This window comes from Romboutsia sp. 1001216sp1 (assembly GCF_039841805.1).
GTDB classification, from domain to species: domain Bacteria; phylum Bacillota; class Clostridia; order Peptostreptococcales; family Peptostreptococcaceae; genus Romboutsia_C; species Romboutsia_C hominis.
In genome coordinates this window covers 320,765-347,060 of the sequence record NZ_JBDPHA010000001.1, presented here as the reverse complement: position 1 = coordinate 347,060, position 26,296 = coordinate 320,765, and the positions used below count along the sequence as shown (strand labels likewise).

The following is a 26,296-nucleotide window of genomic DNA, read 5'->3' as shown; positions in this document are numbered from 1 at the left end:
TTGGAGGGAGAAAAAATGATAAGAGGATTATATACGTCTGTATCTGCCATGATGGCATTAGAAGCTAAACAAAGTATTGTTACAAATAATTTAGCCAATGTAAATACTGTAGGTTATAAAGAAGATACTTTAGTTGAGAAAAGTTTTGATGAAATTATGCTATCAAATAATGACAATTACATAAATGGAATTGCTCATAAACAAAAGCTAGGTGGATTAAGCTTTGGTACAAGAATAGATGAGAATGCTACAAATCATAAACAAGGTGCACATATTTCAACTGAAAACAATACTGACTTTGCTATAGATGGTGATGGATTTTTCAAGGTATTAGATCATAATAATAAAACATTTTATACGAGAAACGGATCTTTTAATATTGATAATCAAGGGTATTTAGTAACAAAATCAGGGGATTATGTACTTGGAACAAACAGAAATACAAATAATTCAGAGCCTATATATGTCGGACATGGAAAGCTAGTTATAAATCCAGATAATAGTATAAGCATAGATGGTAATAAAATGTATGATTTTAATATAGTTAAGTTTGATAATAAACATGATTTAACAAAGAGTGGAAATAATCTATATAATGGTAAAAATGAAATAAAAACCAATAATATAAAGATCAAACAAGGGTATTTAGAAGGTTCAAATGTTGATAGTATAGGTACAATGTCATCATTAATGGAGACTGTAAAACTATTTGAAGCAAATCAAAAAGTTATTCAAACGATAGATTCTACTCTTAGTAAAGTCGCAAATGAAATTGGAACAGTAAGATAAGGGAGATAAAATATGTACAATATAATGAAAAATAGCGTATCTGCAATGTCTGCAAGTCAAGGGAAAATAGAGGTAACTTCAAATAATATGGTGAATGTGCAGACTACAGGGTATAAGAAATTAGACATTGGTTTTTTAGATTTGTATAATGAAACATTAGATAGAAGCTACTATCCACACAATAATAATAACAATACTGGTACTGGAGTAAAAGTATCTCAATCTTTTAGAAACTTATCCCAAGGAGCAATAAAGGATACAGGAATAAAAAGTAATTTAGCTATAGATGGAGATGGATTTTTTAGAGTTATAAATCCAAATGGTACATTTAGTTATACTAGAAATGGAGAATTTAATGTAGATTCAAATGGTGATTTAGTTGATGATAAGGGAAATAAATTAGATATACAAGTTATAAATGGAAATGATGTTGATTTATCAAAAGGAGAAGTAAGCATAAATAAGTTGGGAGAAATATTTGTAGATAAAGAAGAAGTTGGTAAGATAAATTTATATAAAGTACAAGGCGATAAAGATTTTATTCCTGCAGGTGATAATTTATTTAATTTAAGAGATGGCGCTAAAATTGAGTTAGTAACTAATTCAAATATACTACAAGGATATGTGGAAATGTCTAATGTAAATATGGAAACTGAAATGACAGACTTAATCATAGCTCAGAGAAGTTTCCAATTTAATAGTAAGGGGCTACAAGCTACTGATGATATGTGGAGTATGATAAATAATCTACAAAGTAGATAAATTTTTATAGAAAGGAGTTAGTATTCTAAAATGTATAATTATATATTTTAGATATATACAGTTTATGGAACAAAATGTAAAAACATATGATTTTAAAAAACCACAAAGATATTCAACTGATAACATGAGATTTTTATCTGTTATATCTGAAGACTATTGCAAAAATACAAATTTATTTTTAGCATATGAGTTAAAAAGACCTAATATAACTTGCAAGGTTGAAAAAGTAGAACAAACAAATTATGAAGAATTTATTAACTCAATAAGTCCAAAATCAGTTATCGTAGAACATGCAATACAACCACTAGTAAAGGATCTTATTTATCAAATTGATAAATCTGTAGCATTAACATACATAGATTTAATGCTAGGTGGAGATGGAGTATTTGAAAATTATGAAAGAGATTTAACAGAAATTGATAAGCAATTAATTTTTCATTTATGCACAAAATTGTTAACTAGGTTATATATAGTTGAGACTTGTAAATCAAGAGAAGTATTAAGAGTACATTCAAATGCAGGTGCTAGTAAAAAGTATCCAGTAAGTGAATCAGTACTTATAGCTCATATGAAAATGATGTATGGAGACAAAGAAATCGGAAAAATGCGCTTTTGCAACCCTTATAGTTGCATGGAACCAATATTAGATCAACTAGAAACGAAGATATTATTTAGAAATAAGAATATAGAGTATGATTTTGAATTTACAAATGCAATTTATAACAATGTTTGTGGTGCAAATGTAGATATAGTAGCTAGACTAGGTGAAACAAATATAAGTGTTGAGGATTTATTAAACTTACAAGTTGGTGATATTTTATCACTAGATACAAAAGTAGCAGGAGATTTAGATTTGTATGTTGCAGGGGCTAAAGCATTTAAGTGTAAACCTGGACTTATAAAAAATAAAAAAGGTGTTATAATAACAAACTCTATAAGAAAGGAAGGGTAGAATATGAGTGAAAAATTTGATAGAGTATTAGATATAGAATTAAAAGTTAGTGCTATACTTGGAAGAACTAAGATGTCTTTAAAAGATATATTTGAGTTATCTAAAGGATCTTTAATAGAATTAGATACATTCGAAGATCAAGAAGTAGAAATATATGTAAATGGAAGAAAAATAGGTTATGGACAAGTTGTAGTAGTAGATAGAAATTTCGGTATAAGAATAACAAGTATATTAGGAGAAGAAGAATTAGTAAAAACTTTAAGCTAAGAACCTATATAGTAAAGGATGGTTAGCAGCACATGGCAAAAATATTAAAAAGTAAATACAGCAGTACGGGGGAAAGGTGTGTAGATGCTTGTTTAAATTATGGGATGCTAAGATATGTAAATGAAGATGGATCACCAGTTAATATAGAGATACCTTTTGATAAATATGAGGAAGCTATAAGTGATTTTCAAGATAGGATTAAAGAAGGTATAGCTCAAAAGGATATGAATCCTAAAGCAATATTAAAAAGAGGTACTATAAGTTATAATCAAGCTAAAGAATTAGCTATAGATGGAAAAATTAAAGGTTTAGATTTTTTTGAGATAGATGGAAGTGTAGAATGTGAACACATACTTGGCATATCAGGAAGTATAGAGTATGCACTATCTATTTGGAATGGAGAAAGTAAGATTGAAGCTTTAGAAAAAGCAGTAATTAGGTCTATAAAAGTTTATGGTGAAGACTTTATATATGGGATAACTCTAGATGAAGACTCAGATGAAGTTGAGTACTTAAAATTTGCAAAGAGTATATTTTCAATAGAAAATCTAATGGATGTAGAATTATATAAATCTAAAAACTATAGTATAGATAATGAAATTGAAGAAAATGATTTAAATCCAAAACATAAGATTTTTAAAAGTTTAGATTTACCACTAGGTTTTTTAGGTGGATTACTAGGGTTTATGATTGTACAGATTGCTACTAATTTTGGAGAAAATATTTCAAATGAAATAGTATATTTATTATTAAATGCTATTACAATGTCTATAGTTGCTTTTATTATGATAAAAAGTATAAACTTTATCACGAAAAAATATGTAAAAAATAGTACATCATCCATAATGGAATTATTCGATGAAGAATTAGAAAAAGTTAGCTATGAAAATTTATTGACTGAAAAAGAAGTAAAACTTATACTAAAAAACATTACAAAGGGTGAAGTTACTAAACTTCTTATGGATATGAAGGGGAGTGTAAATAAGAAAGTATCTAGTAATACTCTTGTAACCAAGGAAACTAAGTTTGTATTAGATTCAAGACGTGTAATAATATTACCTAGTGAATATGAAATAATTCAAACCCTTACTTTACTTTTAAATGAACATAAAAGTAAGAGATCTAAAGACTACAGTATAAAAAAAATATAAAAATAAAGCATATGAGTCTATTATAAATATATTAAATAGCTTCATATGCTTTATTTTTATATATTAAATATAAAAAAATATTTAATATATAAAGTATTTGTTTTTTATCCGTATAAATAGAATATAAAATTTATTCATATTATGTAATTATTAAAAACATAATATATAAAATCTAAAGTATTAAATTAAGTATCCGTATAAAATATATGTTAAATGTATTTAATATATTTGGTATGTTTATTAAAGGTATATTTAGGATTTAGCGTGCACGAACTTCAAGAATTAATATTAATGAAATATAAACTAATAACATAGAATCATATATTAATATAATCAAAGCTCAAAATTTTATAAGGAATTAAAATAGTTTATATACTTATGTATAATTTTAAAATCTATATTATCTAATATGAATTATAGGGAGACGATTATGAGAAAGTTTAAAGATTTAAAAATAGGTAGAAAACTTGCAATATCATTTATAATTGTATTACTACTTGCTACATTTTCAAGTATATATACAATATCGAAATTAAAAGAAGCGGAAGAGTTAAATTCTCAGCTATTTAATGGACCGTATGTAGGAACTAATGAAACTATGGGTATACGTAGGGATTTAGTTTCTGCCGGAAGAAATACAGTTAATATCGTACTTAGACAAAAGCCTGATGTTTACTTCCAAAAGGCAAAAGAAAATTTTGACAGTATAAACAATAGAATAGATAAAATATCTAAAACATTTACAGGAGATAAAAGTGATCTTGAAGAGGTTAGAACTGCTGTAAATAATTATAAATTAGAGTGTCAAAATATTTATGATGTGGCAAGAACTGGTGATTACAAAAAAGCTATGGAAATGAGTGATGAAAATACTCCATTTTATAATGATTATAACAAAGCTGTAGATCTTGCTGTAAAGTTAAACGAAGGATCTAACCAAAGAGGTATTGAATTTAATAAAAACATCCATGAAACAGTAAAAAATGCAATAATTGCATCTGTAGCCGTAAGTGTATTAACTATAGTTGTCGGTCTTGCTATATCAATTTATATAACAAAATCTTTAACAAAGCCAATTGAAGAAATAGAAGAAGCTTCAAATAAAATGGCAAATGGAGATTTTGATATAAATATAGAATACGAATCAAAAGATGAATTAGGTTTATTATCTGAAAGTATGCGTCATATGAGTAAAGAAGTAAAATCAATAGTAGATGACACTGTTTGTGTACTAGGAGAACTTGCTAAAGGTAACTTTAATGTTGAAACTAATGTTGAATATATAGGCGTATTTAAAGATATAGAAAAGTCTGTTACAAGAATAAGTAATGATTTAAGTGAAACAATAGCACAAATAAATGCAGCTGCAGAAGAAGTTGAAGCAGCATCAAATCAAGTTTCAAGTGGATCACAAATGTTAGCTCAAGGTGCTACAGAACAAGCAAGTGCTATACAAGAATTATCAGCAACAATAATAGAAATATCAGATAAGATAAAAGAAACAGCTGACAATGCAAGAAATGCTAACTCATTAACTAACAGTTCTGCAAAACAAGTTCAAGAAGGTAATGAACAAATGAAACAAATGGTAAATGCTATGGAAGAAATATCATTTACGTCTAACGAAATAAGCAGAATTATAAAAACTATAGACGATATAGCATTCCAAACAAATATACTAGCACTTAATGCTGCTGTTGAGGCTGCTAGAGCAGGTTCTGCAGGTAAAGGATTTGCTGTAGTTGCAGATGAAGTAAGAAATCTAGCTGCTAAATCAGCAGAAGCTGCAAAGAACACAGCTACATTAATTGAAAATTCTATGGAAGCTGTAAATAAAGGAACTGAAATAGTTGATAATACAGCACAATCTCTTCAAAAGATAATAGATACAACAAACAGAACTACTGTTATAGTAAATGATATAGCTAAAACATCAGAAGAAGAAGCTGTTGCTATAGCTCAAGTTACATTAGGTGTTGAACAAATTTCTGAAGTGGTGCAAACAAATTCAGCAACTTCAGAAGAAAGTGCTGCAGCAAGTGAAGAATTAAGTGGTCAAGCACAAATGTTAAAATCACTTATTGAAAACTTTAGATTAAAAGATGTAAATGGTTCAAATAGATCAATAAACTTTAATACTGACGAAGCTAGCTATTTTGAAATGAATGAGTTTTAGTAAAAAATAATATATCATAAATTATGATTTAAAAAATGGAAGCTTTTAGCTTCCATTTTTAAAAGTTAGTTTTAAAGGAGTTATCTTATTTAATAAAGGAGAGAAATATGAGTGGAGTAGATTCTTTAAATGAATTTTATGTGCATGAAAATATGCAGTTATTAGAACAATTGGAAGAGATTTTACTTGCAGGTCAATCAGAAAATGGGAAGTTAGATAAAGAGCATATAGAAGAAATTTTCCGAGCGATGCATACTATTAAAGGTTCGTCTGCAATGATGGGGTATGATAGTTTAACAAAACTAACTCATAGTGTAGAAGACATATTTGATGCAATACGTAATGGGTTAGAACTTTCAAGTAATCAGTGGGATGAAGTTGTTGATCTTGTTTTAGCGAGTATAGATTTCTTGAAAGAAGAAATGTTAAATATTCAAGATGGTCTTCTTCCAGAAGCAAGTATTGAAGAACTACATGATAAGGCAATTAATTTTTTAAAAAGTGCAACAAATAAAGAAGATGATATAGATAATAAATCAAATGAAAATATACAAGAGTTAGCGGAAAATAAAGAAGAAAAAATTACAGCTAAAAATAGTAATGAAAATTATTTATGTGCAAAAGTATTCTTTGAAAAAGGATGTGCAATGGAAAGCATAAGGGCTTTAGGTGTACTAACAATATTACAAAGTCTATGCTCTGAAGTAAAGCATATACCACAAGATTTAGATTCAGACTGTGATGATGTAATAATTAAAGACGGATTTGTATTATATATGAGAACAGTTCAGGAACAATCATTAATAGAAGAAGCTATAAAAGATACAATGTTTTTAGATAAATACGAAATACATAGACTAAATGATGAAGAGTTAGAAAGTGTATTTGGAATAATTGCTCCAAAAGAAGAAATAAAGGAAGAAAAAAATTGTGATATTAATGAAGAAATAATAGAAGCTCCAAAAGAAGAAAGTGCAGAGGTAGTAGAAGAGTCAAAAGAACAAAGTACAAATATAATAGAGGAAAAACAAGCACAAGTTCAAAAGAAAGATAAAAAAGAAGAACAAAATCAAGGTCATGCACATAGTAAAAATAGCTATCTAACAGTAAATATTAATAAAATAGATACATTAATGAACCTTGTTGGAGAAATAGTTACTACAGAGTCAATGGTAGAAAAGCAATCTCAAGTAGAAAACTTTGACAGAGATAGCTTTGAAAAACAAGCTAGAAGGCTTCACCAATTAACTAATGAATTACAAGATGTTGTAATGTCTATGCGTATGGTTCCAATATCTTCAACCTTTACTAAAATGCAAAGAGTTGTAAGAGATATGAGTAGAAAAACTGGAAAATTAGTAGACTTAGTTTTAATAGGAGAGCAAACAGAAGTAGATAGAAACATATTAGAAAATATTTCAGATCCTTTAATGCACATGATTAGAAATAGTATGGATCATGGTATTGAAACTTTGGAAGAACGTAAAAATACAACTAAGCCAGAAAGAGCTACTGTAACATTAGAAGCTAAAAATACTGGTGGAGATGTTGTAATAATAATTAAAGATGATGGTAGAGGTTTAAATAAAGAAACTATAGTAAAAAAAGCTATTGAAAAAGGAATAACAACTAAAAGTATAGATGAAATAAGTGACAAAGAAGCATATAACTTTATAATGGCACCAGGCTTTTCAACAAAAGAAGCAGTAAGTGAATACTCTGGAAGAGGAGTAGGTATGGATGTTGTATATACCAATATACGTAAGTTAAGAGGCTCAATAAGTATTGATAGCGAGCCAGGAAATGGTACAACATTTATACTTAGAATTCCTTTAACATTAGCGATAGTAGATGGAATGAAGGTAAATATAGGGGATCAAATTTATATTATACCAGCTCTAAGTATAAAAGAAGTATTTAGACAAGGAGACTATGAAATAGTTAAAAATCCTAATGGGCAAGAACATAGCATTATAAGAGGAAATTGCTATGAAATAGTAAGGGTTTCTAATGTATTAGGTATTAACTCTGAGAAAAATGATGAAGGTATTATGATATTAGTAGAGTCTGAAATGGGAAATGTGTGTATCATAGTAGATGGAATTTTAGGTCAACAACAAGTGGTTATAAAGCCAATACCGACTTTACTTACTCAATTTGACAAAGTTCAATCTTATATGTCAGGATGCTCTATTTTAGAAGATGGCTCAATTAGTTTAATACTTGATGTAAATGCAATAATACACAAGTAATTTAGTTATCTAAGGAGAGATATCTATGGAAGGTAGTAAAAAAATAAAAGTTTTAGTAATAGATGACTCTATGGTATTTAGAAGAGTAGTGTCAACTAGATTACGAGAATATTCAGGTATAGAAGTTGTAGGAACAGCTAAAGATTCTTTTGAAGCAAAAGACAAAGTAATACAACTTAAGCCAGATGTATTAACTTTAGATATAGAAATGCCAGGTATAAATGGTATTGAGTTTTTAAAAATACTAATGGAACAACATCCAGTACCAACTATTGTAATAAGTGGAGCAGATGGAAGATGCTTCGAAGCTATAGATGCAGGAGCAGTAGGATTTGTTGGAAAGCCTACTGCAGATACGATGAACCAGTTTTTTGATGATTTATCGACAAAAATAAAGGAAGCATCTATTGCAAAATTAGACAAGAAAACAAAAGTTCAATCTAGTATTATACAAAATAAACGTAAGTTATTAGAAAATAATATAGTAAGAAAAAATGATAAAGATATAATTGCCATAGGAGCTTCTATGGGAGGTGTTGAGGCAGTAGAAAAGTTATTAAAACAACTACCACTAGGATTGCCACCAATTGTAATAACACAACATATGCCACCAATATTTACAAAAAAATATGCAGAAAGATTAGATAGAGGGTGCGTATTAAAAGTAAAAGAAGGTGAAGATGGAGAAGAACTATTAAGTGGACATGCTTATATTGCCCCAGGAGCATTACAGATGGGAATTATAAAAAGAAATGGAAAATATATCTTAGATATAAAAAAAGGCCAAAAGATTAGTGGTCATTGTCCGTCAGTAGATTATTTATTTATGTCCGTTGCAAAGCAAGCAAAGGATAATTCAATAGGAGTTATTTTAACGGGTATGGGGTCAGATGGAGCAAGAGGACTTTTAAGTATAAAAAATGAAGGCGGATATACCATAGGACAAGATAAAAACTCTTGTGTTGTATATGGTATGCCTATGGTTGCTAAGAAAATTGGAGCAGTGCTAAAAGAAGCATCTTTAGATATGATGCCAAATATTATATTAAATCAGTTAAAAAGAAGACAATTAACATCGAAAGTAAAAGGATAGTTGGAGGATAATATATATGAAATTTGAATGTGATAAATTAAATGTATTTCGAGAGATAAGTAATATAGGATCAGGAAATGCATCTAATTCATTGGCAGTTATGTTAAATGAGTTAGTAGATATAGGTATTCCTAAAAGTGATATGGTAGGTTTTTCTGATATAACAGATAGCTATGAATCACCAGAGGAGTTAGTTGTTGGAACGGTACTTCAACTATCAGGAGATATGGAAGGTTTTATTATGGTGATAATGAAGGTAGATTCTGCATTCAATTTATTATCTAGACTTACAGGAAGTAAAATAGATTGCGATAGAAATGATTATAATAAAGTTTGTGAAACATTATCTTCTATTGGTGAAGTTTGTAATATACTTTGTGGAACGTATTTAACAGCAATTTCGGATATGACAAATTTAAATGTAACTCCTTCTATTCCATATTTTAGTGTAGATATGGTCATGGCTATTATGAATTTACCAATGTCATTATATGGGCCTGTATTTGATTCTATACTTTGTATAGAAACAGACTTTTTCACGGAAGATCATGAAATAGAAGGAAAATATTATTTCCTACCAAAGGCTGAATCATGTGATAAATTATTAGCATCACTAGGATTTAATGTTTAGGAGATAAAAAATGAAAAATATAACGGTTGGTATAGCCGATTTTAATATTGTTAAGGCTCCAGACCAAATTACGACTATTGGATTAGGATCATGTTGTGGAATAGTATTATATGACGAAACAAAAAAGATAGCAGGTTTAGTTCATATTTTATTATCAGATTCAAAGAATGAGAGACAAGTTGTAAATAAAGCTAAATATGCAGATACTGGAATAAGTTTACTGTATGAAGAAATGAAAAAATCAGGAGCAAATCCAATGTTTATAAAAGCTAAAATAGCGGGTGGAGCTCACATGTTTACTTTTAAAAACGCAGATAGTAGTATATTTACTATTGGAGAAAAAAATGTAAAGGCATGTAAAGAAACATTAAAAAAATTACATATACCTATTGTATCTGAAGATGTTTTAGGAACATGTGGTAGAACTATTACTTTTGATGTATTAACAAGTAAACTAAAAATCAAAAGTGTAGGAAAAGGTGAAAAAGTCATTTAAAAAGGAGGATGCCTTATATATGAGCACAAATGATGAAATAATAGATAATAAAATTGATGATTTATGTATGGTATTTATTATAGATAATCAAAAATATGCTTTATCATCAAAATATATTACAGAAATTATTGAAATGCTACCTATAACTAAAGTTCCATTTATACCTGAATATATAAAAGGAATTATAAACTTAAGAAGTAATATAATACCTGTTATGGATGCAAGAATGAGATTTGGAATTAGTCCAAAAGAATATGATGAGAGAACTTGCATAATAATAATTGAAAATAATGATGAAAAAATAGGTTTAATTGTAGATGCAGTAAATGAGGTTATTCATATTCCTGATGGTCAAAGTATGAAAATGGATTCAAATGATAGTGATGATAAGCCTAATTTTATAAAGGGAGTTAGCGAAATAAATAATGAAGTTCAATTAATACTAGATTGTGATTCATTAGTAAAAATTGTAGAGGATATAGATTATGCACTTAACAGATAAAGATTTCATAAGACTAAAGAACTTTATGTATAATAATTATGGGATAAATCTTGACAAAAAAAGGACCCTGATAGAAACTAGATTAGGTCTTATGGTAAAAAGATTAGGCTTTAGAGATTTTAAGAGTTACATAGACAATTTAATGCAAGATAAAAGTGGAGAACAAGCAGCAGTTTTAGTAGAAAAGTTAACTACAAACTTTACATATTTTATGCGTGAGGAACAACATTATGAATTTTTAAGGGATGAAGTTTTAACACATGCTTTAAAAAAACCTCCAATAGGAGGAGTTAAAATTTGGTCAGCAGCTTCATCTACTGGAGAAGAACCTTATTGTATAGCCATGTTAGCTCAACAAATGATGTCTAAAAATCCTAGGTTAAAAGTTTCTGTAACTGCATCTGATATATCAAATAATGTCTTAAATCAAGCTAAAATGGGGATTTATTCACAAGACAAAATAGCTAAACTACCACCAGCATGGATTAAGAGCTTTTTTAGGAAATTAAATGATAGAAATTATAAAATTACAGATAATGTAAGAAACATAGTAGAATTTAAATACTTTAACTTAAATGACAATATAGGCTGGAATCATTCTAAGTATGATGTCATATTTTGTAGAAATGTTATGATTTATTTTGATAATCCTACAAAGCAAAAATTATGTAAGAAATTATATGATTCATTAAAACCAGGAGGATACCTGATAATAGGTATGTCAGAAAATTTATCTAATCTACAAACTGACTTTGAAAGAGTGAGACCATCTGTATATAGAAAAAATTTATAACAAGTAATTGGAGGAAAAAATATGAAAAGAGTATTAATAGTTGATGATGCAGCATTTATGCGTATGTCTATACGTAATATGCTTGAAAATAATGGATTTGAGATAGTTGGAGAAGCTGAAAATGGAGTAATGGCAATTGAAAAATATAAAGAATTACAGCCAGAAGTTGTTACTATGGATATAACTATGCCTGAAATGGATGGATTAGAAGCACTAAGAGAAATAAAGAAAATTGATCCATCTGCCTCAGTTGTAATGGTATCTGCATTAGGACAAGAGGCAAGAATGAAAGAAGCTATAATATATGGAGCAAAAGGGTTTATAGTAAAGCCTTTTAAGGAAGAGATTATAGTATCTGCTTTATCTAAAATATAATTTAATTTATATGAAAATATAGAAGGATAAAAAATAGTTAGCAATATTGCTAACTATTTTTTTATTACTTTCCTCATAAGAAGAAATATTGGGGGAGTAGTAAAAGTTGGAGCAATTATTGGTGATAATATTTCTCCAAGTTTAAATACATTTACAAGTATTACTATAACTCCCATATTTAATATATACTCAAATATATATATTAAGATTGAATAGAAAAATTTTTTATAAGAATATTTCTTTTCTTTAAAAGTATATTTACTATTTAATATATAAGATGCTGTTATACTAATAACACTAGTTATAGTATAGGCTAATAGGTAGTGAAGTTTAAAGTAAATAAACAAAGTAAGATATATACCTTGAGATATTACAAAATTGCTTATACCTATTATATTGAACTTTATATATTCGATTATTTTATGTCTGTACTTTTTTAATATTGTTGACATATATACACTCCTAAGATGAAAGACATAAACTTATAATAATATTATTTGAGCAAAAATTCAATTTATTCTTCATTATAAGTATTTACTATTTCAAAATTTAATATGGATTTATACTGATTATAAATAACTGTCTTTTCTTCTAGTTTCAAGCTTTATAAAAAATTCAATTATCTAACCAACAGGAATTCCCATCAATATAACATTTACACCAAAGAAATTAGAAAATAAATATCAAGCAGGTATCCTTACGATCTATAAGATATCGTATAGCTTATAAGAGTAACCATCTCACTTTATAGCACTAAATAATATAAATGATTCTACCTTAGAACAAGTATCAAAATCTGCCATAGAAGCGACACCGTAGATATTAACCAAAGATTACATGTTTATATCTTCAAAGTAAAATAGCATTTGCCGAATATCTCTATGTTTACATATTTTGTAATAAAATCTTAAGAATTAGGTTAAGAAATTTTTAAGATTTATACTCTATTATATATTTGTAGGATAGGAAATGAATTTATATTATTAATATTTAAAGGATGTGAAATTATTGTATAATATTAAAGAAAATAATAAAGAAGGTGAAAATTTATATGTACAATATATTAGTAGTGGATGATGATAAAGAAATAGTTGAGTCAATAGATATATACCTAAAAAATGAAGGATATAAAATATACAAAGCTTATAATGGATTAGATGCATTAGATATTATAGCAAATGAAAAAATACATCTTATTTTAATGGATATAATGATGCCAAAATTAGATGGCATAAAAGCTACTATAAAAATAAGAGAAGAAAAAAATATACCTATAATATTAATATCAGCAAAAAGTGAAGATACAGATAAGATACTTGGACTTAATATTGGTGCAGATGATTACATAACAAAACCATTTAATTTACTAGAGCTTGTAGCTAGAGTAAAGTCAAGTCTTAGAAGGTATGTTAATTTAGGAACTTATAAAAATGAAGATAAAGAAGTAATAAAAAGCGGAGAACTTTCTATGAATCTATTGACAAAGGAAGTTTTAGTAGAAGGAGAGAATGTTAAACTAACACCAATTGAATTTAATATATTAAGGCTTTTATTATCTAATAAGGGAATAGTATTTTCAATTGATGAAATATACGAGAAAGTATGGAAGGAACAAAGTTTTAATGCGGAAAATACCGTAGCAGTTCATATAAGGAGAATAAGGGAAAAAATAGAAATAAATCCTAGAGAGCCAAAATATTTAAAGGTGGTGTGGGGAGTTGGATATAAAGTTGAAAAATTGTAGAGGTAAAATTATAAAAAATAAAAGTTTAGTGTTTAATTTAATACTTATACTAACTATATTTATGGTTACACAAATAATAGGAATAATAACATGTTTTAAATTTTTTAGCCAAAATTTATTTATGATATTAGCTAATTTATCACTGATAAATTTTGTTATATACAAAATAATGAGAAAACTATCTATATTATAGGCAATAATTTAAATAAATTGAGATGAGGGATAAAATTGAAAAAAAATAGATTAAAGAATGTATTCTTAATGTTATCTATGATTTCATTATCAATACTACTTACAGTAATACCAACAACGTATTCAATCTATAGTCAAAATATGGGACTATGGACAAGTTATATGCATAAGGATAAGCAAATACTAGAAACAGATTTTTATAAAAGTAATGTATTTGAATTTAATGTACTTAGACCTATTTTGTATTGGATGGGGGAAAGTGTATCAGATGTAGATTCAAATATAAGTAATTATATAAATGAAAATACATATTATGAAGATGTCAGTAAGGGTTTAAATGAATATGGAAATGAAATAATAGAAACTAAGGAAAGAAAGCCTACTAAAGAAGAAGCTAAAAATGATCTTTTAAATAAGGTTAATTATGGTAGAAACCAGCTAAATCAAATACAAAATATTAAATTTATGGTTAAAAATACTAAAACTAATGAGTATTATACTAATACAGAATATAAAACATTTGATGAATTTGATAAAAATATAGATGAATATACAAATATAAAAATAGACAAAAATAATTCAAATAGAAGTTACATAAAAACAATAAATAAAAAAGTATCAGAAAATCCAACCCATTATATAGAGGGTAAGTTATTAGATGCTACACCAGAAGAAAATTTAGAAGTACATATGTCTTTTCCTAAATTATTATCTAATGTAGAAATTTCAGATAAGGTATATAATGAGTATCACCAATATACACAAACTATAAAAGAAGTGTATATATGTTTAATTTTAATGATTGTAAATATAATTGTATTTATTATATCAGCAGTTACATATAAAAAAATAAAAATAAATGAAGACCATGATGAAGGTATATTAACTAAGTTATCAAACAAAGTACCAATAGATATTATACTATGGTTAATGGCTATAGACTTTTTATTATATGTACCATTTTCACTTTCTTATTATCAAGGTTATAGGTATATGATAGAAAAAATATGTGCAGTAATAGGAGCATATCTACTTATATATGCAGCTTACACTATAAATAGAAGAAGCAAAAAATATGATAAAAAAATATATATATTAAAAGAAACTATTGTATATAAACTATATAAAATATTAAAAAATACTGTTATCAGTGCGTTAAAAGCATCTAAAGAAATACCTTTAATAAAAAGAATAATAATAGTATCAATAGGTATAACATTTATAGGTGGGGTAGTGTCAGTCTTATTGTATGAACTTATCTATAATGAGGTTATGCTTTTATTTGGAATACCTATGTCTATGATTTTATTTACCTTATATATAGTTAAAAAATTAGCTTATTTAAGCGATATAATAGAAGGAACTTCTAGAATAAAAAATGGAGAATTAGATTACAAAATAGATTTATTGGGAAATGATAGTTTCACTAATTTAGCAGAAAATATTAATAATATTGGAGAAGGACTAGAAAAATCAATAGAAACTCAATTAAGAAGTGAGAGAATGAAATCAGAACTTATAACTAATGTAAGTCATGATTTAAAGACCCCACTTACATCTATAATAAATTATATAGAGCTAATAAAAAAAGAAGACGTAACCCCAGAACATGTAAATGATTATATAAAAGTATTAGACCAAAAGTCTAAGAGGTTAAAAATATTAATCGAAGATTTGTTTGAAGCTAGTAAAGCAAGTAGTGGAAATTTAGAGCTTAATATGGAAAATATAGATATAGTACAGCTACTTAGACAAAGTATAGGAGAAATGGAAGAAAAATTAACAAATTCTAACTTAGATATAAGATTAAAATTGAGTAGTGAAAAAATTAATATATATGCAGATGGTAGAAGAATGTATAGAGTATTTGAAAACTTATTATCAAATATATCAAAGTACTCACTACCTAGTACAAGAGTATATATAGATTTATTAGAGTCTGATGAAAGTGTAATCATTACTATGAAAAATATATCTTCATATGAACTTAACTTTGATGCCACAGAGATAACAGAAAGATTTAAAAGAGCAGATGAGTCAAGAAACACAGAAGGTAGTGGACTGGGACTTGCTATAAGCAAAGATTTAGTAAATCTTCAAGGTGGTAAGTTTAGTGTAGAAATAGATGGTGATTTATTTAAATCTATATTAGTCTTTCCTAAGATAGATAAATAAGTATTACTTTAATATTTATAAAAAGCTATATTTTGTTGTTTATATAGTTAATATAAAGGTATAAATATATTAACAAATACTAAAAATAATATAGGTTTATATAAATAATTAGGAGGTAATTATAATGAAAGTAACATTTCAAGGAGCACCATTAACATTAAAAGGAAAACAATTAAAAGTTGGAGATAAAGCTCCTGACTTTACAGTTATAGACAATGAATTAAACCCATTAAAATTAGATGATACTAAAGGAAAAAGAGTATTTTTATCTGTTCCATCAATAGATACACCAGTTTGTGATATGGAAGTAAGAAGATTTAATACAGAGGCCTCAAAATTAAATAATGTTACGGTATATACAGTATCAATGGATTTACCATTTGCACAAGCTAGATGGTGTGGTGCAGCTGGTATAGAAAATGTAAAGACTATATCAGATTATAAAGATAGAGAATTTGGGCAAAATTATGGAGTATACATAAATGAATTAGGTCTTTTATCAAGAGCAGTGTTTGTAGTTGATGAAGATGATAAAATTATATATGTAGAATATCTAGAAGAAATAACTGAAGAACCAAATTATGATAAGGTTTTAGACGTATTAAAATAAATAAAAAAGCAGTATACATAAATTTATGTATACTGCTTTTTTATTTATTTATTTTTAACCTATTAAAAAATAATTTATTAAGGCTAATATAAAGCTACAGATTAATATAAATGATATAACTATAAAATGACGTTTTTTATTCATTACTACAATAGCAATATATTCTCTTATTAAAGCATTTGGAATAAAGTAAAGTGCAGTTTTTGCACCAATGCCATCACTTTTTAAATTAGCTTTTTTGGCATAAAGTCCAGCTCTAAATAGGTGATAATTATTAGTAATAAAAATACTTTTGTATCCACTTGGCTTAATTTTATCCATTATATTTTTAGAAAAACTCATATTTTCAAATGTTGTTGTTGATTTATCTTCAAGTATTGTATCAGAAATAGGTATACCATTTTCTATAGCATACTTTTGCATAGCAGATGCTTCAGAAACTTTCTCATCTTTACCTTGACCACCAGAAAATATTATTTTAGGTGGTGTCGATGCTTTAGCTTGCTTGTTATAAAATTCAATTGCTTTTTTTATTCTGCTAGCAAGTAAAGGAGGAACCTTATCTCCAATTACCCTACTACCCAAAACAATTATAAAATCTTGATTTAACTTAGGTCTATTAAGTTGATATAATAGTGAAATCATTAAGAAGTTAAAAACACTAAATAAGAAATATATTTCTATAAGAATAAATCCACCAATAAATGCATTAATATCACTAGGTAAAAATCTTTCAGGATTAATTATAGTTAGTATTACATGAAAAAGTAAAGCTAAGCCTAAGAAAAATGTTAATAGATTAGATAAGCTTCTACTCTCCCTTTTTATTACAATTCGTGCATTTATAAATAATCCAATTATGAGTATATAAATCCCAAATATTAAAATAAAAATTGCTATAATAAAAAATATAAAAAATATAACCATCAATAATATATTAGAAGTAGAGAAGGTTATGTATGTTGCAGTTAATAAAAACATAAATAATGAAATATTAAATAAAAAGCCATTATAAAGTTTTCTTTTATCTAGATTATAAGAGATTAAAAAGATAGAAAATGAAATTAGAGTTAGTATTAAAAGTATTTTCATACTTAACCTCCAAATTAAAATAAAACTTTATTGATAATTAATAATATTAGCATAAGTAAAAAATATATACAAATAACAACATCAAATTTACTAGGTAGACACTAATTATTAATAATATATTAAATATAGTATGAAATGTTAGTATAATTAAAAGGTTTTAAACTACTTTATGTAGAAAGTAGTAATATAAATTATTTTGGGGGAATTATCATGGAGAAATTTAATAAAGTTGGAAATTATAATATACCGTTAGACTATGCTAAAAATGAATTTAGTAAAAAAGATCCTATTCTTATGGCAAAGCTATCAAATTCATACTATGATAAAAGCACCAGTATATTTCATGTAAAGTGTATGGATTTTACTTTATATGTAGAATATCCTAGTGGAGATATATATAAAGAAAATGGAGAAAAATTAGATAAAATAGCTTTAGAAATTTTAGTAATAAGATTTTTAGTCAATGCTAATCCAATACCACCAACTAATAAATATATAACATTTAAAGAAATTGATGGAGGACATGTATATTATCCGGCATTTTTAAGAACTAGTATAAATAGATTAACTAAAGAATTTGGAGGAAATGTAGAAAAATTTAAATCTGTAATGAAAAATATTGGAGCAAGTAAAATAAATATGGGAGATAGTGCCTATAAAATTAGATTTTTAAATGATACATATATTATATATATTTTATGGAGTGGGGATGATGAAATAGAATCAGCATCTAATATATTATTTGACTCAAATATAAAGCACTATTTTAATGCAGAGGATATTGCAGTAATTGGCGATATACCATTTATAAGAATATATGAAGAATTAGATAACCTATAAATTATATAATAGTGTTCACATTTATTAACCTAGATTTTATAATTAAAATAAGCAAATACATTTGATATAATATACATAAAGCATCAAAGGAGGAGTCAGATGATAAAGCTTATTGCAACAGATATGGATGGAACACTATTAAATAATAATAATGAAATACACCATGATTTTATAGATGTATTTGAAAAACTACAAGAAAAAGATATAATATTTGCAGCTGCTAGTGGAAGACAATACTTTAATTTGTTAAAAAGATTTGAAGATGTTAAAGATAAGATGATGTTTATAGCTGAGAATGGAACAATTGTAGTTTATAAGGGAGAAGAGATATTTATAAACTCATTAGATAGAAATATAGCTAAAGAATTAGTTAATATAGGAAGAAATATAGAAAATTCAAATGTAATACTTTGTGGTAAAAATTCTGCATATATAGAATCTACTGATGAAGAATTTATAAAAGAAGTAGAAAAATACTATGAAAAGTATGAAGTAGTAAAAGATGTAAATGAAATAGAAGATGATATATTAAAGGTTACTATATGTGACTTTAATGGGGCTCAAGAAAATAGCAATAAATATTACGACGACTATAGAGATGATTTACAAGTATCTATATCTGGGAAGATATGGTTAGATATAACGAATAAAGGCGCCAATAAAGGAATGGCAATTAAAGCACTTCAAGAGAAAATGGGTATAGATTTTAATGAAACTATGGTATTTGGAGATTATCTAAATGATTTGGAGATGATGGAAGCAGCTTATCACAGTTATGCTATGGAAAATGCTCATGATGATTTAAAGAAAGTATCTAGATTTATTGCAAAAAGTAATGATGATAATGGAGTTTTAGAAGCTATAAAATTAAATATATTATAATAAAAGTCTACTTAGTATAAATTTATGCTAAGTAGTTTTTTATTATATTCATTACTAAAATATCTATTGACTGTATTGTAACCATATACTTTATTGTATAATATGATAAGATACAAAATTTAGGAGGATAAAATGGATAATTCAATAGCAAAAAGCTTTAGCTTTTTATCACTTATAAAATTTACTATACCATCGGTGGTAATGCTTGTATTTATGTCTTTATATACAATAATAGATGGAATATTTGTATCTAGATTTGTAAATACTGACGCATTATCATCTGTAAATATAGTATATCCATTTATAAATGTGGTAATAGCAGTTGGTGTAATGTTAGCAACTGGAAGTAGCGCAGTTATAGCTAAAAAAATTGGTGAAGGGAAAACTGAAGAAGCTAAAAAGAATTTTACATTAATAATACTTTTAGGGGCTACTTTAGGAATCTTAATATCATTTATTGGATATACATTTTTGGAAAAGATAATATATACACTTGGTGGCAATAATAAATTATATGGGTATTGTAGAGATTATCTAACAGCAACTTTAATATTTGTTCCAGCGTTTATAATTAATTTATTATTTCAATATCTTACAATAACTGCAGGGAAGCCAAATATAGGATTATTATTTACCTTAATAGGCGGATTTAGTAACATAATATTAGATTATTTATTTATAGTTCCTATGGATATGGGAATATCAGGAGCGGCATATGCAACAGGTATGGGAAATTTAATACCAGCAATACTTGGAATAATATATTTTAGCAGAAAAAAAGCTTCTTTATATTTTGTAAAGCCTAGCCTAGACATTAACGTTATATTAACTACAATAACAAATGGTTCATCTGAAATGGTTACGAATTTATCGGCAGGGGTAACTACAATGTTATTTAACATAGTTATGATGAAACTTTTAGGATCAGATGGAGTAGCCGCTATAACTATAGTTTTATATGGTGAGTTTTTAATAACATCTGCATATATAGGATTTTCATCAGGGGTTGCACCTATTATAAGCTACAATTATGGGAATAAAAATGAGCATGAGCTTAAAAAGATAATAAAGTATAGTATAATATTTATATTGTTAAGTTCTGTGATATTATTTACAGTAGCGATATTAGCATCTCCAATAATAGTAGGATTATTCTCAGAATCTAAAAGTAATGTTTTTAATATTGCTTATAATGGATTTAGGCTATTTGCTATAGGTTTTTTAATTATGGGAACTAATATATTTACTTCTGCAATGTTTACAGCTTTTTCAAATGGAAAAATATCTGCAGCTATATCTTTTTTAAGAACCTTTGTATTTATAGTATGTGGAATAACTTTTTTACCTAAATATTTAAATGTAAATGGAGTGTGGTTAGCAGTCCCATTAGCAGAACTATTGACGGTAATAATATCTATATTATTTATAAATAAATATAAAAATATATATGGGTATTGTAGTAAAAATAAAAAATACAATAAGAAAGAAAAAGAATTAGAGGATATAAAGGAGATATAAATGTCTGTTGTGTATAAAATAGAAAAGCCAAAAACATATAGTGATCTACAAGAGTGTAGCAATATAGTAGAACTTATAATAAATGAGGAAAGTATAGAAAATAAAATAATAGAGGATACTGTAATAAGTGATATCTATAATATAAGAATTAGTTTTAATTCCTGTGTTTTTAAGAATATAATATTTGAGGAGTGCGATTTAAAAAAAATAGATATAGTAGATTGTATATTTGAAAACTGTGATTTATCTAATATAGATATATCAGATAGTAGTATATACAGAACAGAGTTTATAAACTGTAAATTAATAGGCAGTAGATTCGATGATTCTTTAATGAAAAATGTAGTATTTAAGGATACTATAGGGATATATTCAAATTTTTCATATGCTAAATTAAAAAATATATGTTTTAAAGATTCTAATTTTAGAAATTCAGTATTTCAGGAAATAGAAAGTAAAGGTTTAATTTTAGAATCTACAGATTTAACAAAATCAGTTTTTAGAGGAAGTTCTCTTGATAAAGTAGATTTAACTACTTGTAATATAGATAGTTTAGAAGTAAGTATAAAAGATGTTTCAGGTGGAATTTTTACACCTATTCAAGCTTTAGAATTAACTAAACTCATGAATATAGTAGTAAAATAAAGAAATATTAAAGGGATATTTAGAGATTAATAAAGGCATAAAGCTTTAAATAAGTATATAGTGATAGTAAAAATGAACTAAAACATAATTGTTTTAGTTCATTTTTTTCGCTTAAGGGAATTATGATACTTCATAAATTGTGGATAACTATTGAAATTAAGTAATACTAATTAGTTTTATGAGCGTAAAAAAGACATTTTGAGCAACGGACGAAGTCGTTGGCGACATGAGCGCAGCGAATTTTTTACATACAAGGAAATTATATTAGTTATAAAACTATTGATAATAAGTAAGATATACTAATAAGTTTAAAATGTAAAAAATGATATTTTGAGTAACGGACAAATTTGTTGGCGGACATAAGCTAAGCGAATTTTTTATATAAGAGTATATTATTAAAATATAATTATATACTTTTATATAAAATTAGAGTTGTAATTGATATAAAATGTAAAAAAATATATATAAATATATAAATATGTTGCACTTAATAAATAAATATGATACTCTATAGGAAAGATAAAATGAATATTAAAATAGAAATGATATATATATTATAAAAATTAGGAGGAACATTGTGAAGAATATATGCGTTATAGGTAGTCTAAATATGGATTTAGTTGTAAATGTAGAAAAGATGCCAAAAGCAGGACAAACTTTATTAGGAAGTAATTTCAAAGAAGTTCCAGGCGGAAAAGGAGCTAACCAAGCGGTAGCTATGGCTAGGTTAAATGGAAATGTAACTATGATTGGTAAAGTTGGAAATGATAGCTTTGGAGAAACTTTAGTAAACTCATTAAAAAAAGATAATGTAAATACTGATTACATACAAGTAGAAAAAGGTCCAAGTGGTGTAGCACTTATAACGGTAGATAAGAATGCACAAAACTCTATAGTAGTAGCACCAGGAGCTAATTATAAATTAACTAAAGAAGATATAGATAAAAATATAGATGCGATAAAGAATAGTGATATAGTAGTAGTTCAACTTGAAACTCCATTAGAAACTATAAAATATGCTCTTAAAAAAGCTAAGGAATTAGGTAAGTATACTATATTAAACCCAGCACCAGCAGTAGTTTTAGAAGATGAGATAATAGAAAATGTAGATTTATTAACTCCAAATGAAACTGAACTTGAAATAATAAGCCAAAAATCAATAAGTAATGAAGATGATATAAATGAATGTGCACAAATAATGATAAACAAAGGTGTAAAAGAACTTATAGTAACTTTAGGTTCTAAGGGGAGTTTATATATAAATAAAGAAACATCAATGTTTAAAAAGGCATATAAAGTTGAAGCTATAGATACTACAGCAGCAGGTGATAGCTATACTGGAGCTTTAGCTGTGGCAATATCAATTGGCAAAGATATGGAATATGCTATGGATTTTGCTTCAAAGGTTGGAGCATTATCAGTTATGAAAGAAGGTGCTCAAAGTAGCCTACCAACATTAATAGAAGTTGAGAACTTTAGGGGGTAAATTATGAAAAAAACTAAACTGATAAATAGTGAAATATCATATACTATATCTAAAATGGGTCATACTGATAGTTTAACTATAGGAGATTGTGGACTTCCGATAAGTGATGATGTTAAAAAGATAGATCTAGCATTAACTCATGGAGTACCAAGTTTTATAGATACTTTAGATGTAGTACTAGAAGAATTATGTGTTGAGGAGATAATAATAGCTAGTGAAATTAAAGAAAGAAACGAAAAAATATATAAAGAAATATTAAAACGATTTGAAAATGTAAAAGTTACGGAAGTTAGTCATGAAGAATTTAAAATGATGACTAATAACAGTAAAGCTTTTGTTAGAACTGGGGAGTGCAGTCCTTATGCTAATATAATATTAAAATCAGGAGTTGTATTTTAACATGAAAACACCTATTTTGAAAATGACAAATATAGTAAAAGAATTTCCAGGAGTTAAGGCACTAGACGGGGTTAATCTAGAGCTTTATGAAGGAAAAGTTATGGCTTTGATGGGAGAAAATGGAGCGGGAAAATCTACACTTATGAAAATATTAAGTGGTGTATATAAAAAGACAAAAGGCCAAATTTACTATAATGGAAAAGAAGAAGATATAAAAGGGCCTAAAGATGCAGCTGATAAAGGAATTGCAATAATACATCAAGAGCTTAACTTAGTAAATGATTTAAGCATAGGCGAAAATATATTTTTAGGAAGAGAACCTAAAAATGGACTTAAAATAGACTTTAATAAACTACATAGTGATAGTCAAAAGTTACTTCAAAAGTTAAATGTAGAGACTAGTTCAAAATGTCTTGTAAAAAACTTAAGCATAGGTCAAAAGCAAATGATCGAAATTGCAAAAGCTTTATCATTAGATGCAAAGATAATAATAATGGACGAGCCAACAGATGCACTAACAGATAAGGAAACTGAGAGTTTATTTAAGGTTATAAATGAGTTAAAAGAAGAAGGAAAAGCAATTGTATATATATCACATAGACTAAAAGAAATATTTGAAATATGTGATTATATAACTGTACTAAGAGATGGAAAATATGTAGGTCAAGAAGAAATAAAAGATATAGACGAAGATAAAATGATAGAGATGATGGTAGGTAGAAAGCTTACAGACCAATTCCCTAGAATTGAATGTGAAAAAGGAGAGCCTATACTAGAGGTTAAAAATCTAAAAAATAAATTTGTAGATAATGTAAGTTTTGATGTAAAAGGTGGAGAAATAGTCGGTATATCAGGACTTATGGGGGCAGGTAGAACGGAACTTGCAAAAACTATATATGGACATATAAAAAAAGAAAGTGGAAGTATATATGTAAATAAAAAAGAGATATTTAACAGAAGCTCAAAAGACGGTTTAAAAAATAAAATAGCTTATGTTAGTGAAGATAGAAAAGGGGATGGATTAATCTTAGATTTATCTATAAGAGAAAATATGACCATATCTTCATTAAATACTATATCATCTTTATTTAAAATAAATAAGCAAAAAGAAAAAGAGATAGTAAATAGCTATATAGATAAGATAAATATAAAAACACCAAGCCAAGAACAACTTATAAGAAATTTAAGTGGTGGTAATCAGCAAAAAGTAGCAATAGCAAAAGCACTACTTACAAATCCAGATGTTTTAATTCTTGATGAACCTACTAGAGGTGTTGATGTAGGAGCTAAAAAAGAGATATATGACTTAATAAATGATTTTAAGTCAAAGGGAAAAGCGGTTATAATGATATCTTCAGAAATGCCAGAAATACTTGGATTAAGTGATAGAATATTAGTACTTAGCCAAGGAAGAATAACTGGAGAGTTTGAGAAAGAAGAAGTAAGCCAAGAAGCAATATTAAAATGTGCAGTAGAAACTAGGGAGGCAGTATAGTTATGTCATCACAATGTATACAAAATACGAAAGATAGTAAATTAGATATAAAAAATATATTAATAAAGTATAAAAGTTTAGTAGGATTATTATTGTTAGTAGGTATAGTTTCAATATTAAGTCCATCATTTTTAAGCACTAAAAATATTTTTAATATATTAAGACAAACATCAGTAAATGCAATAATAGCAGCTGGTATGACTTTTGTTATATTAACAGGAGGAATAGATTTATCTGTAGGTTCAATACTTGCTATAAGTGGAGCAATTTGTGCGAGTTTACTTGTATCAGGACAAAATATAGTAATAGCTATAGTAATATCTATATTAATAGGAGCTGTTGTTGGTTTTTTTAATGGATTTGTAATCTCAAAAGGAAAACTTCAACCATTTATAGCAACACTTGCAACTATGACAATACTTAGAGGTTTAACTTTAGTATTTACAGATGGAAAGCCTATAACATTAGGGAGTGGAGATTTAGCAATAAACTTTGGTAAAATAGGTGGAGGAGAAATATTCTCTATACCAACTCCAGCAATAATAATGATAGTAGTATTTTTAGTATGTGCTTATATACTAAATAGTACTAAAATGGGAAGATATACTTATGCATTAGGTTCTAATGAAGAAGCAACAAAGCTATCAGGACTTAATACAGATAAAATAAAAATATGGGTATACACAATAAGTGGTATATTATCAGCACTAGCTGGAGTTATAATAACTTCTAGATTATATTCTGCACAACCAACAGCAGGTACTGGATATGAGTTAGATGCAATAGCAGCAGTAGTACTTGGTGGAACTAGTTTAACAGGTGGAAAAGGTAAAATAACTGGAACTATAATAGGTGCATTAATAATAGGTGTATTAAGTAACGCACTTAATATATTAGATGTATCATCATATTATCAAATGATGGTAAAAGGTGTAGTTATATTAATAGCTGTACTTTTAGACAGAAGAAGTAACTAGGA

General features: G+C 26.9%; 26 protein-coding genes. 24 read left to right on the top strand and 2 right to left on the bottom strand.

Going from position 1 to position 26,296, the window contains the following annotated elements:
* The first annotated feature begins 15 nt into the window (after positions 1 to 15).
* The 13 genes from ABHC41_RS01770 (at position 16) to ABHC41_RS01710 (ending at position 12,239) form a co-directional block, all read left to right on the top strand.
* A complete protein-coding gene (locus ABHC41_RS01770) occupies positions 16 to 789 on the top strand; it encodes a flagellar hook-basal body complex protein (protein WP_166505006.1) in 774 nt (257 codons plus the stop codon).
* Between the two features lie 12 nt (positions 790 to 801).
* Positions 802 to 1,551: a flagellar hook-basal body complex protein gene (locus tag ABHC41_RS01765; protein ID WP_092926853.1), complete on the top strand. Its 750-nt coding sequence runs from the start codon at positions 802 to 804 to the stop codon at positions 1,549 to 1,551.
* Positions 1,552 to 1,615: 64 nt separating this feature from the next.
* The gene (locus tag ABHC41_RS01760; protein WP_092926851.1) at positions 1,616 to 2,503 is read left to right on the top strand and encodes a FliM/FliN family flagellar motor switch protein; all 888 of its coding nucleotides are present in this window, start codon (positions 1,616 to 1,618) and stop codon (positions 2,501 to 2,503) included.
* A 3-nt stretch (positions 2,504 to 2,506) separates the two neighbouring features.
* Positions 2,507 to 2,770, top strand: coding sequence for a flagellar motor switch protein FliN (fliN, locus tag ABHC41_RS01755; RefSeq protein ID WP_092926849.1), 264 nt, complete (start codon positions 2,507 to 2,509; stop codon positions 2,768 to 2,770).
* Positions 2,771 to 2,802: 32 nt separating this feature from the next.
* The gene (locus ABHC41_RS01750; RefSeq protein ID WP_195236888.1) at positions 2,803 to 3,921 is read left to right on the top strand and encodes a hypothetical protein; all 1,119 of its coding nucleotides are present in this window, start codon (positions 2,803 to 2,805) and stop codon (positions 3,919 to 3,921) included.
* Positions 3,922 to 4,351: 430 nt separating this feature from the next.
* Positions 4,352 to 6,097 (top strand): methyl-accepting chemotaxis protein, encoded by a 1,746-nt coding sequence (locus ABHC41_RS01745; protein WP_243239963.1) that lies wholly within the window; start codon positions 4,352 to 4,354, stop codon positions 6,095 to 6,097.
* A 107-nt stretch (positions 6,098 to 6,204) separates the two neighbouring features.
* A complete protein-coding gene (locus ABHC41_RS01740; protein WP_166505009.1) occupies positions 6,205 to 8,349 on the top strand; it encodes a chemotaxis protein CheA in 2,145 nt (714 codons plus the stop codon).
* Between the two features lie 25 nt (positions 8,350 to 8,374).
* Positions 8,375 to 9,442, top strand: coding sequence for a chemotaxis response regulator protein-glutamate methylesterase (locus ABHC41_RS01735; RefSeq protein ID WP_166505010.1), 1,068 nt, complete (start codon positions 8,375 to 8,377; stop codon positions 9,440 to 9,442).
* Between the two features lie 16 nt (positions 9,443 to 9,458).
* The gene (locus ABHC41_RS01730; RefSeq protein WP_195236889.1) at positions 9,459 to 10,073 is read left to right on the top strand and encodes a chemotaxis protein CheC; all 615 of its coding nucleotides are present in this window, start codon (positions 9,459 to 9,461) and stop codon (positions 10,071 to 10,073) included.
* Between the two features lie 10 nt (positions 10,074 to 10,083).
* Complete coding sequence (locus tag ABHC41_RS01725) at positions 10,084 to 10,569, top strand: chemotaxis protein CheD (RefSeq protein ID WP_166505011.1); 486 nt, start codon at positions 10,084 to 10,086, stop codon at positions 10,567 to 10,569.
* Positions 10,570 to 10,588: 19 nt separating this feature from the next.
* Positions 10,589 to 11,071, top strand: coding sequence for a chemotaxis protein CheW (locus ABHC41_RS01720; protein WP_092926842.1), 483 nt, complete (start codon positions 10,589 to 10,591; stop codon positions 11,069 to 11,071).
* Positions 11,055 to 11,864, top strand: a complete 810-nt coding sequence (locus ABHC41_RS01715) for a protein-glutamate O-methyltransferase CheR (RefSeq protein ID WP_195928332.1) — start codon at positions 11,055 to 11,057, stop codon at positions 11,862 to 11,864. The genes ABHC41_RS01720 and ABHC41_RS01715 overlap by 17 nt, the downstream gene beginning before the upstream one ends.
* Before the next feature lie 21 nt (positions 11,865 to 11,885).
* A complete protein-coding gene (locus ABHC41_RS01710; RefSeq protein WP_092926840.1) occupies positions 11,886 to 12,239 on the top strand; it encodes a response regulator in 354 nt (117 codons plus the stop codon).
* Between the two features lie 53 nt (positions 12,240 to 12,292).
* Here ABHC41_RS01710 and ABHC41_RS01705 read toward each other — a convergent pair whose 3' ends face one another.
* A complete protein-coding gene (locus ABHC41_RS01705; protein ID WP_271892002.1) occupies positions 12,293 to 12,691 on the bottom strand; it encodes a GtrA family protein in 399 nt (132 codons plus the stop codon).
* Between the two features lie 599 nt (positions 12,692 to 13,290).
* Here ABHC41_RS01705 and ABHC41_RS01700 point away from each other — a divergent pair.
* From ABHC41_RS01700 to tpx, 3 genes are all read left to right on the top strand, one after another.
* Positions 13,291 to 13,983 (top strand): response regulator transcription factor, encoded by a 693-nt coding sequence (locus ABHC41_RS01700; RefSeq protein WP_195236892.1) that lies wholly within the window; start codon positions 13,291 to 13,293, stop codon positions 13,981 to 13,983.
* 228 nt (positions 13,984 to 14,211) lie between these two features.
* Positions 14,212 to 16,350, top strand: coding sequence for a sensor histidine kinase (locus ABHC41_RS01695; protein WP_243248167.1), 2,139 nt, complete (start codon positions 14,212 to 14,214; stop codon positions 16,348 to 16,350).
* Positions 16,351 to 16,474: 124 nt separating this feature from the next.
* On the top strand, positions 16,475 to 16,960 hold the full coding sequence (gene tpx / locus ABHC41_RS01690) for a thiol peroxidase (RefSeq protein WP_195580902.1): 486 nt from the start codon (positions 16,475 to 16,477) through the stop codon (positions 16,958 to 16,960).
* 54 nt (positions 16,961 to 17,014) lie between these two features.
* Here tpx and ABHC41_RS01685 read toward each other — a convergent pair whose 3' ends face one another.
* Positions 17,015 to 18,052 carry a YdcF family protein gene (locus ABHC41_RS01685; protein ID WP_195580903.1) on the bottom strand — a complete coding sequence of 346 codons (1,038 nt, stop codon included), beginning with the start codon at positions 18,050 to 18,052 and terminating at the stop codon, positions 17,015 to 17,017.
* A gap of 210 nt (positions 18,053 to 18,262) precedes the next feature.
* On the opposite strand from ABHC41_RS01685, the gene ABHC41_RS01680 reads away from it, so the two are divergent.
* The 8 genes from ABHC41_RS01680 (at position 18,263) to rbsC (ending at position 26,294) form a co-directional block, all read left to right on the top strand.
* Positions 18,263 to 18,892, top strand: a complete 630-nt coding sequence (locus ABHC41_RS01680; RefSeq protein ID WP_166505015.1) for a DUF3786 domain-containing protein — start codon at positions 18,263 to 18,265, stop codon at positions 18,890 to 18,892.
* 99 nt (positions 18,893 to 18,991) lie between these two features.
* Positions 18,992 to 19,774, top strand: coding sequence for an HAD family hydrolase (locus tag ABHC41_RS01675; protein ID WP_195236897.1), 783 nt, complete (start codon positions 18,992 to 18,994; stop codon positions 19,772 to 19,774).
* A 132-nt stretch (positions 19,775 to 19,906) separates the two neighbouring features.
* On the top strand, positions 19,907 to 21,292 hold the full coding sequence (locus ABHC41_RS01670; RefSeq protein WP_195580904.1) for an MATE family efflux transporter: 1,386 nt from the start codon (positions 19,907 to 19,909) through the stop codon (positions 21,290 to 21,292).
* Entirely contained in the window at positions 21,293 to 21,937 is a 645-nt protein-coding gene (locus ABHC41_RS01665; protein ID WP_195580905.1) for a pentapeptide repeat-containing protein, read from the top strand.
* Between the two features lie 577 nt (positions 21,938 to 22,514).
* Positions 22,515 to 23,423, top strand: a complete 909-nt coding sequence (gene rbsK / locus ABHC41_RS01660; protein ID WP_195580906.1) for a ribokinase — start codon at positions 22,515 to 22,517, stop codon at positions 23,421 to 23,423.
* A gap of 3 nt (positions 23,424 to 23,426) precedes the next feature.
* A complete protein-coding gene (rbsD, locus tag ABHC41_RS01655; RefSeq protein ID WP_166505019.1) occupies positions 23,427 to 23,822 on the top strand; it encodes a D-ribose pyranase in 396 nt (131 codons plus the stop codon).
* Between the two features lies 1 nt (position 23,823).
* Positions 23,824 to 25,317, top strand: a complete 1,494-nt coding sequence (rbsA, locus tag ABHC41_RS01650; RefSeq protein ID WP_166505020.1) for a ribose ABC transporter ATP-binding protein RbsA — start codon at positions 23,824 to 23,826, stop codon at positions 25,315 to 25,317.
* A 2-nt stretch (positions 25,318 to 25,319) separates the two neighbouring features.
* Positions 25,320 to 26,294: a ribose ABC transporter permease gene (rbsC, locus tag ABHC41_RS01645; protein ID WP_271892001.1), complete on the top strand. Its 975-nt coding sequence runs from the start codon at positions 25,320 to 25,322 to the stop codon at positions 26,292 to 26,294.
* Positions 26,295 to 26,296 lie beyond the last annotated feature (2 nt).

Excerpts from the sequence above, each read along its gene's own strand:
- ABHC41_RS01770 (WP_166505006.1), top strand. The coding sequence starts at position 16 with ATGATAAGAGGATTATATACGTCTGTATCTGCCATGATGGCATTAGAA.
- ABHC41_RS01665 (WP_195580905.1), top strand. The coding sequence starts at position 21,293 with ATGTCTGTTGTGTATAAAATAGAAAAGCCAAAAACATATAGTGATCTA.
- tpx (WP_195580902.1), top strand. The coding sequence starts at position 16,475 with ATGAAAGTAACATTTCAAGGAGCACCATTAACATTAAAAGGAAAACAA.
- fliN (WP_092926849.1), top strand. The coding sequence starts at position 2,507 with ATGAGTGAAAAATTTGATAGAGTATTAGATATAGAATTAAAAGTTAGT.
- ABHC41_RS01705 (WP_271892002.1), bottom strand. The coding sequence starts at position 12,691 with ATGTCAACAATATTAAAAAAGTACAGACATAAAATAATCGAATATATA.
- ABHC41_RS01680 (WP_166505015.1), top strand. The coding sequence starts at position 18,263 with ATGGAGAAATTTAATAAAGTTGGAAATTATAATATACCGTTAGACTAT.
- ABHC41_RS01760 (WP_092926851.1), top strand. The coding sequence starts at position 1,616 with ATGGAACAAAATGTAAAAACATATGATTTTAAAAAACCACAAAGATAT.
- rbsA (WP_166505020.1), top strand. The coding sequence starts at position 23,824 with ATGAAAACACCTATTTTGAAAATGACAAATATAGTAAAAGAATTTCCA.
- ABHC41_RS01670 (WP_195580904.1), top strand. The coding sequence starts at position 19,907 with ATGGATAATTCAATAGCAAAAAGCTTTAGCTTTTTATCACTTATAAAA.
- ABHC41_RS01710 (WP_092926840.1), top strand. The coding sequence starts at position 11,886 with ATGAAAAGAGTATTAATAGTTGATGATGCAGCATTTATGCGTATGTCT.
- ABHC41_RS01765 (WP_092926853.1), top strand. The coding sequence starts at position 802 with ATGTACAATATAATGAAAAATAGCGTATCTGCAATGTCTGCAAGTCAA.
- ABHC41_RS01720 (WP_092926842.1), top strand. The coding sequence starts at position 10,589 with ATGAGCACAAATGATGAAATAATAGATAATAAAATTGATGATTTATGT.
- ABHC41_RS01745 (WP_243239963.1), top strand. The coding sequence starts at position 4,352 with ATGAGAAAGTTTAAAGATTTAAAAATAGGTAGAAAACTTGCAATATCA.
- rbsD (WP_166505019.1), top strand. The coding sequence starts at position 23,427 with ATGAAAAAAACTAAACTGATAAATAGTGAAATATCATATACTATATCT.
- ABHC41_RS01730 (WP_195236889.1), top strand. The coding sequence starts at position 9,459 with ATGAAATTTGAATGTGATAAATTAAATGTATTTCGAGAGATAAGTAAT.
- ABHC41_RS01740 (WP_166505009.1), top strand. The coding sequence starts at position 6,205 with ATGAGTGGAGTAGATTCTTTAAATGAATTTTATGTGCATGAAAATATG.
- ABHC41_RS01735 (WP_166505010.1), top strand. The coding sequence starts at position 8,375 with ATGGAAGGTAGTAAAAAAATAAAAGTTTTAGTAATAGATGACTCTATG.
- ABHC41_RS01700 (WP_195236892.1), top strand. The coding sequence starts at position 13,291 with ATGTACAATATATTAGTAGTGGATGATGATAAAGAAATAGTTGAGTCA.
- ABHC41_RS01715 (WP_195928332.1), top strand. The coding sequence starts at position 11,055 with ATGCACTTAACAGATAAAGATTTCATAAGACTAAAGAACTTTATGTAT.
- ABHC41_RS01725 (WP_166505011.1), top strand. The coding sequence starts at position 10,084 with ATGAAAAATATAACGGTTGGTATAGCCGATTTTAATATTGTTAAGGCT.
- ABHC41_RS01675 (WP_195236897.1), top strand. The coding sequence starts at position 18,992 with ATGATAAAGCTTATTGCAACAGATATGGATGGAACACTATTAAATAAT.
- rbsC (WP_271892001.1), top strand. The coding sequence starts at position 25,320 with ATGTCATCACAATGTATACAAAATACGAAAGATAGTAAATTAGATATA.
- ABHC41_RS01750 (WP_195236888.1), top strand. The coding sequence starts at position 2,803 with ATGGCAAAAATATTAAAAAGTAAATACAGCAGTACGGGGGAAAGGTGT.
- ABHC41_RS01685 (WP_195580903.1), bottom strand. The coding sequence starts at position 18,052 with ATGAAAATACTTTTAATACTAACTCTAATTTCATTTTCTATCTTTTTA.